A 9,539-nucleotide genomic window follows, 5' to 3' on the forward strand; every position below is an offset into this window, starting at 1 on the left:
CTCGCTGGGCTCATAACCCAGAGGTCGCAGGTTCAAATCCTGTCCCCGCTACTGACCGGAAGGGGCGGGATCCTCTTGAGGATCCCGGCCCTTCCGCATGCGGCCGGGGCGCGGCCGGTGCCGGGCCCGGTGAGACGCGGTCGGCCGCGATCAGGACGTGCGGGAACGAGCCGTCCGCGGAGGAGTCGACGAACGCCTCCTCGACACCCGTGACCAGCCGCGACGTGGCCCGCGGCTTCCAGTAGGGCAGGGTGTCGGGCGTAGCCGTGCCGCGGGTTCCAGCAGCCGGTGATCGTCACGTAGCGGGCGCCGACCCGGAGGATCCGCCCGGCCGCCGAAAAGGGGCTCCGGAAAACGGTCCGGCCCCCTCGGCGCTTGCGCGCCGAGGGGGCCGGACCTTCTTGTAGCGGGGACAGGATTTGAACCTGCGACCTCTGGGTTATGAGCCCAGCGAGCTACCGAACTGCTCCACCCCGCGTCGGTGAACCTCACCTTACGGGATCCCCGGCCCCTCTCGCGCCACTCCCACCCCGGCGGGCGCGCGGTCGTGAGAAATGCCCGTGCGCCCGCCGGGGACGACGGGACGGCCCTCAGACCTCGGGAAGGGAAGGATCGGGCGTCCAGGGAGGCGGTGCGCTGATGGACCAGCGTTCGTGGTCGCGCCAGGCCCCGTCGATGTAGAGATAGGCGGCCGACAGCCCTTCGTAGCGGAAGCCCAGCCGCCGGACCAGGGCCAGAGACGCCTCGTTCCCCGGCTGGATGTTCGCCTCCAGCCGGTGGAGCCGCAGGTCGCCGAAGGCGTGCCGCAGGGCGGCGGCGACCCCTTCGGCCATGTAGCCCCGTCCTGCGGACGGGGCGAAAGCCGCGTAGCCGAGGGACGCGCCCTGGTAGCGGCCCCGGATGATCGAGTTGATGTTGACCATGCCGGCGGCGTCCCCGGTCTCCCGCACGCGGACCAGGAAGCCGCGATTCGCGTCGTCCGCGAAGCGGCGCATCCAGCCGTGGAACTCCTCCGTGGTCGCGGGCAGTTGCATCCACGGTGCGTGGAGCTCGGCGCTGGCCCTCACCAGCGAGCAGAACTCGTCCTGGTCGGCGAGGGTGAGCGGGCACAGTTCGACCCGTGACGGCAGGGGAGGCATGCCCCCCATGCTAAGGGCTGTCCCGCACCCGAACAGGAGATCGCCCGAGCGGTCCGCGACGGAGACGCCTTCCGCCTGCTCCGCCCGTGGGGCCGGGGACGCGGCCTCGGTGTTTCCACGGCCCGGAGCCGGGCAGCCGCACAGGAGGACCGCAGGACCGGATCACAGCAGCGAGGAGGACGGTCATGGACGAGCAGGGCGGCGCAGGAGGAGTACCGCTGCACGACGAGGAGCAGGCGCAGACCCGGCACCGCAAGCCGCACGCCGGCGGCCGAGGCGGCGACAGGAAGACGGCGGCCGCCGACACGGACGAGGCGAGCCGTCTCGACCGCCCCGAGCGGCCCGGGAAGTCGCAGGGTGAGGGGACGCGCGGCTGGGTGGGCCCCCGGGACGACGAGAAGGCCGGCTGACCCGGGCCTGACCATGGCGTCAGGCGTGCGCCGTCAGCCCGGAACCTTCAGCCCTCGGCCCGCACGCCTCAGCCCTCAGCCCTCAGCCCTCAGCCCTCAGCCGGGGTCCGTGCTCCAGCTGGCTACGCACCAAGGCTGCCGCCAGGCGCGGGAGTTCTGCGGCGGGAACGAGTTCGGCCAGGCCCCTGGGTGTCCGGGGAAGCCCCAGTGCCGCGGCCCCCGTACGCGCCTTGCGGTCGAAGGCGGGCCGGAGCTCCGGCCACAGGCCCTGGAGTTCCCGGCAGAAGATGTCCGCGCCGACCGGACCGATCCTCGGGACTTCCCGCAACAGCTCGCGGATGCGGGCGGGATCGCCTTCCGCCCGGTCGCGCAGCCGCCGCAGGTCCCCGGCGTAGTGGTCGACGATCAGGGTCGCGCCGTCGCCGAGCGCGCTCGCCGTGCTCTCGTCGTAGCGCCGGTAACGGGCACGGCCGAGGGCGTCCACACGTTCCTGCCAGGTGGACCCGGCCATCGCTCGGGGACTGCGCCAGCCGGCCTCGAACAGCTCGCGGGCCGCGGCGACCGCGATGTCGGCCCTGATCCGGACGGAGAAGAGCACGGTGAGCACCAGTACCTGATACAGCGGGGCCGGAGTGTTCCGCAGCCGGATGCCCGCCTCCTCGGCGTACGTCCGGCCGTAGTCCGCGAGCAGACCCTCCACCTTCGCGCGCCGGTCCATGCGTCCTCCTCTGGCCTTGACCCCATCCCCCACGGTCGGACGCCCCGGGTGCCCCGGGCGTCCCCGGCGCCCTGCGCCCGCCCGATTGTCACCCTTTTGACCGGGTAGGCGCAGATCATGAGCGCTGTGATGACCGACGCCACCTTGTCCCTGATGCTGCACGGCTACGCCTGGGCCCCGGATCTGCGTCGTGCCCACGACGGCGCGAGCCTGGTCCGCACCCGGCTGCTGGGGCATCCCGCCGCCCTCCTGCACGGCCCCGAGGCCGTGGCCCTCTTCTACGACGAGGGCCGCGTGCAGCGCCACGGCGCCCTGCCCGCTCCGGTGCTCGACACCCTCTTCGGGCAGGGCGGTGTGCACACCCTGGACGGGCCGGCCCACCGCGCGCGCAAGGAGCTGCTCACCTCACTGCTCATGCCCCCGGACGCCGTCCGCACCCTGACCGAGAGCGTCGAGGGCGGCTGGCGCGAGGCCGTGGCGGCCTGGGAAGGCCGCAGGGTGGTGCTCTTCGACGAGGTCGCCGCCCTGCTCGCCCGCGCCGTCTGCGACTGGGTGGGGCTGCCGGTCCCCGACGACGCGGCCCGGGAGATCGCCGAGGACTGCGTCGCCATGGTGGACGGCTTCGCCACCGCCGGGCCCCGGCACGCACGGGCCCACCGCGCCCGACGACGCCAGGAGCGGGCCCTGGCGGCCGCCGTCACCGATCTGCGGCTCCACGTACACGGACCGCACCCGGACGGCGTCTTCTCCGCCTCCCGGCACGCCGCGGCGGCCGGGAGCCCGCTGGAGGCGGTCGCCCTGCACCGCGAGCCGGACGGCACACTGCTCGATCCGCACACGGCAGCCGTCGAGCTCCTCAACATCCTCCGGCCGACGGTCGCCATCGCCTGGTTCGCCGTTTTCGCCGCGCACGCACTCCACCGCCATCCCGGCCGGCACGAGCAACTGCGTACCGGCGGCGCGGCCCACGCCCGCGCGTTCGCCCACGAGGTCCGGCGGTTCTATCCGTTCGTCCCCTTCGTCGGAGGGCTGGCCGCCCGCGACCTCGCCTTCGACGGGGAAGATCTCCCGGCGGGCACCCTCCTCCTCCTCGACGTGTACGGACACCACCACGACCCGGAGCTGTGGGATCGGCCGTACCACTTCGACCCCGGGCGCTTCGCCGGCCGCGAACCGGAGCCCGACGAGCTGATCCCCCAGGGCGGGGGCGACGCGCGCACCGGCCACCGCTGCCCCGGCGAGGACCTCACCCTCTCCGTACTCGCCGCACTCGGCCCCGCCCTCGCGGACCTCGACTTCGTCGTGCCGCAACAGGACCTGTCCATCCCCCTCACCCGGATCCCGACCCGCCCCCGCAGTGGCTTCGCCCTCGAACCCGCCCGGCGGCCACGGGAGCACCTCGCGCGGCGGTAGGCCCCGGCGCCTTGGCGGCTACGGCGACGCACGGCGTCCCGCACACCGCGCGGGGCGGGGCCGGAAAACGCCGGCGGTCGCGTGTGTCCGCGTGGACGGCATGGGTAGCCGCGAGTCAGGGGGCACCGGCTCGGACGGACGAGAGGGATGAGGTGGATGAGGTCATGACGTCTTTCGGCTGTTTCCTGGCCACCGAGGAGTTCACCCCGGCCCGGCTGCTGGAGCAGGCGCGCTCGGCACGGGACGCCGGATTCACCCGGCTGGCCATCTCCGACCACTTCCATCCCTGGACCGACGCCCAGGGCAACAGTCCCTTCGTGTGGTCGATGATCGGCGCGCTGTCGCAGACGGTCGACCTTCCGGTCACCACGCTGGTGACCTGTCCCACCGTGCGGGTGCACCCGGTGGTGACGGCGCAGGCCGCGGCCACCTCGAGCGTGCTGCTCGGCGGCCGTTTCGCGCTCGGCGTGGGCACCGGCGAGGCGCTGAACGAGCATGTGCTCGGGGACCGCTGGCCGTCGTTCGACGAGCGCGCTGACATGCTGGAGGAGGCGGTCGAGGTGATGCGGATGCTGTTCACCGGCCGCCAGGTCAGCCATCGGGGCCGGCACTACACGGTCGACAACGCCCGCCTCTACACCGCACCCGAGAAACCGCTGCCCGTGCTCGTCTCGGGGTTCGGCCCCAAAGCGGCGGGCCTCGCGGGCCGCATCGGGGACGGATTCGTCACCATGGGCCCCGACGAAGAGGCCATCGCCACGTTCCGCGAGGCGGGCGGTACGGGCAGACCCGTGGTCGGAGGCCTGAAGGTCTGCTGGGACCAGGACCGCGACGCGGCCGTCGAGACCGCGTACCGGCTGTGGCCCACGGAGCACCTGCCGGGCGAGCTGAACCAGATCCTTCCCACCCCCGCCCACTTCGAACAGGCCAGTGAGCTCGTCACCCGGCGGCAGGTGTCCGAGGCCGTACCGTGCGGGTCCGATGCCGAGGAGCACCTCGAGGCGATCCGCGCGTACGTGGACGCCGGGTTCGACGAGGTGTACGTCGGACAGATCGGAGAGAACCAGGAGGAGTTCTTCGCGGCCTACCGCGAGAAGATCCTGCCCGCTCTCGTCGGCTGACCGGCTCCCGCCACCGCCCCCGCTGAACGGCAAGGCCACCCGCCCATGGCTCACGGCCCACGGCAACAGGCCCCAGGCCCCAGGCCCCAAGGTAGGACTTCCCGCGAAGGGAACCGCACATGTCGACAACACTGTCCGCGGCCGCAGCCGCCCCCGGGGAGCCCGGCCCGTGCGTCCGCGGCACCGGCCGGACCGCAGGGCCCGGCCCCGCCCTGCTCACGATGGGTGTCGAGGAAGAGTTCCTCCTCGTCGACCGCCTCAGCCGCGCACCGGCGGCCCGCGCACCCCAGGTGATCGCGGCGATCAGCGCGGCCCTCGGTCCGCTGGTGCAGCGGGAGTTCTTCACCGCCCAGGTGGAGGTCTGCACCCGCCCCACCTCGGACAGTGCCCAACTCCGCGCCGAGCTGGCCTGGTTGCGGGACACCGTGAGCCGCGCGGCCGCCGCGGAGGGCTGTATGCCGGTGGCTTCGGGAACGCCCGTGATCCCGCCCGGGGAGCCGCTGGAGGTGACCCCGGATCCGCGCTACCTGCGCATGGCCGACCGGTATGCGCCCGCCCTCGGCGACCTCCGCCAGGTGGTGTGCGGCTGCCACGTCCACGTCGGGGTGCCCGACCGGGCCCGGGCACTGGACCTGGCCAACCGCATGCGCCCCTGGTTGCCCGTGCTGCAGGCCCTGGCGGCCAATTCCCCGTTCGACCGGGGAAGGGACTCCGGGTACGCGAGCTGGCGGTCGGTCGAGCACGCCCGGTGGCCAGAGGTCGGGCCCGCCCCGGTCCTGGACGAGGCCCGGTACGAGCACACGGTCGAAGCCCTCATGCGCACCGGCCGCCTCATGGACCGGCGGATGGTCTACTGGTACGCCCGGCCCTCCGAGCACGTCCCGACGCTCGAGATCCGGGTCGCCGACGTCAACGCCGATCTCGACGTGGTGGTGCTGCTGGCCGCTCTCGTACGGGGCCTCGCCGCGGCCCTGGCCGCTGACGCCGAGGCCGGCGCGCCCTCGCCCCTGGCCGGATCCCGGGCGCTGCGGACCGCGCACCACCTCGCGGCCCTCAACGGGCTGGAGGGCGAGGGTCTCGATCTGGGCACCGGTCGGCGGGTACCCGCCTGGGATCTGGTCGGCGCCCTCGTGGAGCGGGCCGCACCGGGGCTCGAGGCGGCCGGAGACCTGCCCATGGCCGCGACGGTCCTCGGCCGGCTACGGGTCCAGGGCGGCGGCGCCGCACGACAGCGCGCGGCGCACCGACGTCTGGGCAGCCTGCGCGGCGTCGTCGACACCCTGGCCGCGACCACAGCGACCACGACGGCCACCACGGCCACCACGGCCACCACGGCCAAGTGAACCCCTGACCGGGCGGGCACACCGCCGGCCGCCTTGCGTTCCCTGTTGGCCGCTCCCCCAGGTCCTCGACCGGCGAGCGGCACCGGGACCGCCCCGCCCCACGCCATCGGCCCGCGGAAGCCACCCTGCACCGCGGTGAGTTGCTGGTCCTTCGCGGGCGGACGAACCAGACCGGTGGATCCCGTCCCGGGACCGTGCCGCCAACTGTGCGCGGGGACGCCCGGGGTGCGGGTGCAAGAGGTCGCGCGACTCGGCTACGGCCGCCCGGGGCCCGGTGAACGCACGGGCCAGGTCCTGGCGGCCCCGGACGGCTCTCCGCGCGTCCGCTCGCGAGGTCCCCGACAGGGGCGGGTTCGGCCGCCCCGTCGGAGCGCGCGACTCAGCGGCGGCGTGCGCAGGTCCAGGCGCCCATGCCCTGGATCCTCGCGAGTCTCCGCGCCGTGGCGATCTGCTCCGCCTTCGTGGCCAGGTCGGCGCGTGGCGCGAATCTCCTGCCCCCCGCCGCCTTCCAGCTCGACTGGGTGAACTGCAATCCTCCGTAGTGCCCGTTGCCGGTGTTCGCCCGCCAATTCCCGCCGGACTCGCACCGGGCGATGGCGTCCCAGTCGCGGGTATGTTTCGAGTGGACGACAGCGGCATGGGACCCGGATGCGTCCAGCAGGCACACCGTCAACGCCACGACGGTGACCAGCAGTTGACCGACGGCGTTGCGGCCCGGTCCGTTCTTTCGGTGACTCGGCATCACTCCTCCTTCGCTGTTGGGGCGGACCTGCCGCGAACAGCGGGCGGGCCCGCGTACGGCCCTCCGGAGGCCGTGGCCACAGCACAGCACGGACCGACGTGCCTCCAGCGGCACTTGCGGTCGACAAAGGGGCGACACCACCCGAACGGACGCTCCACGGCCCCTTTCGGGGCGCCGCCACCTCGTCGGACCGGGCTCGTCGCAGCCGCCGAGCAGAACGATGAAGCGGCGGATGCCGACCTTCCCGGCGTCGCCGGGCCTGCGTGCCGACCGGGCGAAACGGCCGCGGGCGAGCAGGAGGTGCCGCGCCTCAGCAGGCGTGCGGCGGATCTACGACGCAGGTCGGCGGCCCGGCCCGCGTCGGCACATCGAGCGGGTCGGGCCGTTCTCGCTCTTGCAGCGTTTCATCGCCCGCGCGCGGCCCGGTGGCCTGCCGGCGGGCGCTCCGGCCGCGTCGGGCCCGCTCGGCGGGACGGATCAGGCTCCCGCGCTCCACCCCTGCCCCCCGCCCTCGCCACGGTCGAGTTCGGCGTCGAGTGCGAGGGCGGCGGTGATGAGGGCGAGGTGGGTGAAGGCCTGGGGGAAGTTGCCGAGCTGTTCTCCCGTGGGGCCGATCTCCTCTGCGAACAGGCCGACGTGGTTGGCGTACGTCAGCATCTTGTCGAAGGCGTAGCGGGCCTGTTCGAGCCGGCCCGCCCGCGCGAGCGCGTACACGTAGAGGAAGCTGCAGAGGGAGAACGTGCCTTCGCTGCCCTGAAGACCGTCGGGAGAGGCCTCCGGGTCGTAGCGGTAGACCAGGCTGTCGGAGACGAGTTCGGCGTCCATGGCGTCGAGGGTGGACAGCCAGCGCGGGTCCTTGGGGGAGATGAAGCCGACGAGCGGCATCAGCAGCAGGGAGGCGTCCAGCACATGACTGCCGTAATGCTGGACGAAGGCCTGCCGTTGCGTGCTCCACCCACGGGTCATGATCTGTTCCATGATGGCGTCGCGTGCGGCGGTCCAGCGGGGCAGGTCGGCCGGGCGCGCGGTGGCCATGGCCTGGCGGATGCCGCGGTCGAAGGCGACCCAGCACATGAGACGGCTGTAGGTGAAGTCCTTCTGGCCGCCGCGCGTCTCCCAGATGCCCTCGTCGGGGCGGTCCCAGTTGTCACACAGCCAGTCGAGCAGGCCGGCGGAGCTCATCCACGCGTCGTAACCCACGATGTCGTCGGTCTGGCCATGTTGGGCGAGGCCGTAGACGGCCTCTCCGTAGATGTCCAACTGGAGTTGGTCGGCAGCCCCGTTGCCCGCGCGCACGGGGGCCGAGCCACGCCAGCCTTCCAGGTGGTCGAGGACCTCTTCGGTCAGGTGCGGGTCGCCGTCGACGCGGTACATGATCTGCAGGGGCTCACCGTTCGGGGCGCCTCCGGCCTGCAGGCGTTGCTGCAGCCAGCGGCGGAATCCGTCGGCTTCGTCCGTGAACCCCAGGTCGCGCATGGCACGTACCGACAGGGAGGCGTCGCGGATCCAGGTGTAGCGGTAGTCCCAGTTGCGTTCCCCGCCCTCCTGCTCGGGCAGGCCCATGGTGGGCGCCGCGATCGGCCCGCCGGTGGGTGCGTACGTGAGGAGCTTGAGGGTGATGGCGGAGCGGTTGACCATCTGCTGCCAGCGGCCGCGGTAGCGGCAACGGCCGGTCCAGCCGTGCCAGAAGCGGTGTACGTCGGCGAACTGCCGGACCTCGTCACCGGTTTCGAGGTCCGGCGGCGCCTCGCTCCCCGCGTCGCGGACCGTCAGCAGGACGGCCGTGTGCTCGCCCGCGTCCAGGGTGAAGGCCGCGCGCACGTCCTGTCCGTCGGGCTCCAACGCGACGGCGTCCATGGCTTGCAGGTCCGCGGTCACGCCGGGCCCCTCGAAGCGTGCGGTGGAGCCGTCCATGACCAGCTCGTGGGGGGCCCGCCCGTAGTCGAAGCGCGGACGGCACTCGAGGGTGAAGCGCACCGTGCCGCGCACCACGCGGACGTACCGCACCACCTGGTGCCGGTCGGTGGCCGTGTGCTCCTCGGGGACGGGCATGAAGTCGACGACCTCGCCGACGCCGTCCGGAGTGAGGAAGCGGGTGATGAGGATGGCCGTGTCGGCGAGGTAGAGCTGGTGGGTGAGCACCCTGCCCCCGTGTGCCGGACCTTCGGCGTCGCCGCCGGCGGGCCCGTCCGCGGTGATGCCGAAGTATCCGCCGCGGTCGTGGTCGAGCAGGCTCGCGAAGACGCTGGGCGAGTCGAAGCGAGGCGAGCAGAACCAGTCGAGCACCCCTTCGGAGCTGACCAGCGCGCAGGTCTGCAAGTCGCCGATCAGCCCGTGCTCGGCGATGGGCGGGTAGGGGTTCATCGGCTCTCCACGGCGTCGTCGGTGGGGAAGGGCTCGGCCACCCGGCCCGCACGGCGGTCCGCGGGCGCCGGGGGCCGCGTCATGCCGCTGCCGGTTCCGGCCTGAAGGGGTAGATCCCGTCCGCCCCGGGCTGTACGACGCCGTAGGTGCTTTCCGGTACCTCGTTCCAGGCGCCCGGGAGGTCGCCGAGGGGTTCGGACACGACGAGGCGGGTCTCGTCCGACACCTCCTGGAGGAAGGTGACATCGGGGTGCAGGCGGCGCAGTGAGTCCACCTTGCTGCTGTAGAA

The 9,539-nt window shown here is 73.1% G+C and carries 8 protein-coding genes, 1 tRNA gene and 2 pseudogenes; 4 read left to right on the top strand and 7 right to left on the bottom strand.

Annotated features, from left to right (window positions below):
- Window positions 1–133: 133 nt before the first annotated feature.
- The 3 genes and pseudogenes from ABZY44_RS36445 to ABZY44_RS36455 form a co-directional block, all read right to left on the bottom strand.
- Window positions 134–326, bottom strand: a pseudogene (locus tag ABZY44_RS36445) (SAM-dependent methyltransferase); the annotation flags it as partial.
- A 78-nt stretch (window positions 327–404) separates the two neighbouring features.
- A tRNA-Met gene (locus tag ABZY44_RS36450) sits at window positions 405–478 on the bottom strand.
- Between the two features lie 112 nt (window positions 479–590).
- Entirely contained in the window at window positions 591–1,139 is a 549-nt protein-coding gene (locus ABZY44_RS36455) for a GNAT family N-acetyltransferase (RefSeq protein ID WP_356661636.1), read from the bottom strand.
- A gap of 185 nt (window positions 1,140–1,324) precedes the next feature.
- Here ABZY44_RS36455 and ABZY44_RS36460 point away from each other — a divergent pair, with 185 nt between their 5' ends.
- Window positions 1,325–1,549, top strand: coding sequence for a hypothetical protein (locus tag ABZY44_RS36460; RefSeq protein ID WP_356661638.1), 225 nt, complete (start codon window positions 1,325–1,327; stop codon window positions 1,547–1,549).
- Window positions 1,550–1,631: 82 nt separating this feature from the next.
- Here the strand turns inward: ABZY44_RS36460 and ABZY44_RS36465 are convergent, their stop codons facing one another.
- Window positions 1,632–2,267 (bottom strand): endonuclease, encoded by a 636-nt coding sequence (locus ABZY44_RS36465; RefSeq protein WP_356661640.1) that lies wholly within the window; start codon window positions 2,265–2,267, stop codon window positions 1,632–1,634.
- 117 nt (window positions 2,268–2,384) lie between these two features.
- On the opposite strand from ABZY44_RS36465, the gene ABZY44_RS36470 reads away from it, so the two are divergent.
- The 3 genes from ABZY44_RS36470 (at window position 2,385) to ABZY44_RS36480 (ending at window position 6,144) form a co-directional block, all read left to right on the top strand.
- On the top strand, window positions 2,385–3,680 hold the full coding sequence (locus ABZY44_RS36470) for a cytochrome P450 (protein WP_356661642.1): 1,296 nt from the start codon (window positions 2,385–2,387) through the stop codon (window positions 3,678–3,680).
- Window positions 3,681–3,844: 164 nt separating this feature from the next.
- Entirely contained in the window at window positions 3,845–4,801 is a 957-nt protein-coding gene (locus ABZY44_RS36475; RefSeq protein ID WP_356661644.1) for a TIGR03557 family F420-dependent LLM class oxidoreductase, read from the top strand.
- A 119-nt stretch (window positions 4,802–4,920) separates the two neighbouring features.
- Entirely contained in the window at window positions 4,921–6,144 is a 1,224-nt protein-coding gene (locus ABZY44_RS36480; protein ID WP_356661646.1) for a glutamate--cysteine ligase, read from the top strand.
- 379 nt (window positions 6,145–6,523) lie between these two features.
- Here ABZY44_RS36480 and ABZY44_RS36485 read toward each other — a convergent pair whose 3' ends face one another.
- The 3 genes and pseudogenes from ABZY44_RS36485 to ABZY44_RS36495 all read right to left on the bottom strand — a co-directional run.
- On the bottom strand, window positions 6,524–6,886 hold the full coding sequence (locus ABZY44_RS36485) for a transglycosylase family protein (protein ID WP_356661648.1): 363 nt from the start codon (window positions 6,884–6,886) through the stop codon (window positions 6,524–6,526).
- Window positions 6,887–7,363: 477 nt separating this feature from the next.
- Window positions 7,364–9,250 (bottom strand): glycoside hydrolase family 15 protein, encoded by a 1,887-nt coding sequence (locus ABZY44_RS36490; RefSeq protein WP_356661650.1) that lies wholly within the window; start codon window positions 9,248–9,250, stop codon window positions 7,364–7,366.
- A gap of 79 nt (window positions 9,251–9,329) precedes the next feature.
- Window positions 9,330–9,539: pseudogene (locus tag ABZY44_RS36495) on the bottom strand (class II glutamine amidotransferase); the annotation flags it as partial.

The organism is Streptomyces sp. NPDC006544, assembly GCF_040611715.1.
Lineage (GTDB): Bacteria > Actinomycetota > Actinomycetes > Streptomycetales > Streptomycetaceae > Streptomyces.

Excerpts from the sequence above, each read along its gene's own strand:
- ABZY44_RS36485 (WP_356661648.1), bottom strand. The coding sequence starts at position 6,886 with ATGCCGAGTCACCGAAAGAACGGACCGGGCCGCAACGCCGTCGGTCAA.
- ABZY44_RS36470 (WP_356661642.1), top strand. The coding sequence starts at position 2,385 with ATGAGCGCTGTGATGACCGACGCCACCTTGTCCCTGATGCTGCACGGC.
- ABZY44_RS36465 (WP_356661640.1), bottom strand. The coding sequence starts at position 2,267 with ATGGACCGGCGCGCGAAGGTGGAGGGTCTGCTCGCGGACTACGGCCGG.
- ABZY44_RS36480 (WP_356661646.1), top strand. The coding sequence starts at position 4,921 with ATGTCGACAACACTGTCCGCGGCCGCAGCCGCCCCCGGGGAGCCCGGC.
- ABZY44_RS36455 (WP_356661636.1), bottom strand. The coding sequence starts at position 1,139 with ATGCCTCCCCTGCCGTCACGGGTCGAACTGTGCCCGCTCACCCTCGCC.
- ABZY44_RS36475 (WP_356661644.1), top strand. The coding sequence starts at position 3,845 with ATGACGTCTTTCGGCTGTTTCCTGGCCACCGAGGAGTTCACCCCGGCC.
- ABZY44_RS36460 (WP_356661638.1), top strand. The coding sequence starts at position 1,325 with ATGGACGAGCAGGGCGGCGCAGGAGGAGTACCGCTGCACGACGAGGAG.
- ABZY44_RS36490 (WP_356661650.1), bottom strand. The coding sequence starts at position 9,250 with ATGAACCCCTACCCGCCCATCGCCGAGCACGGGCTGATCGGCGACTTG.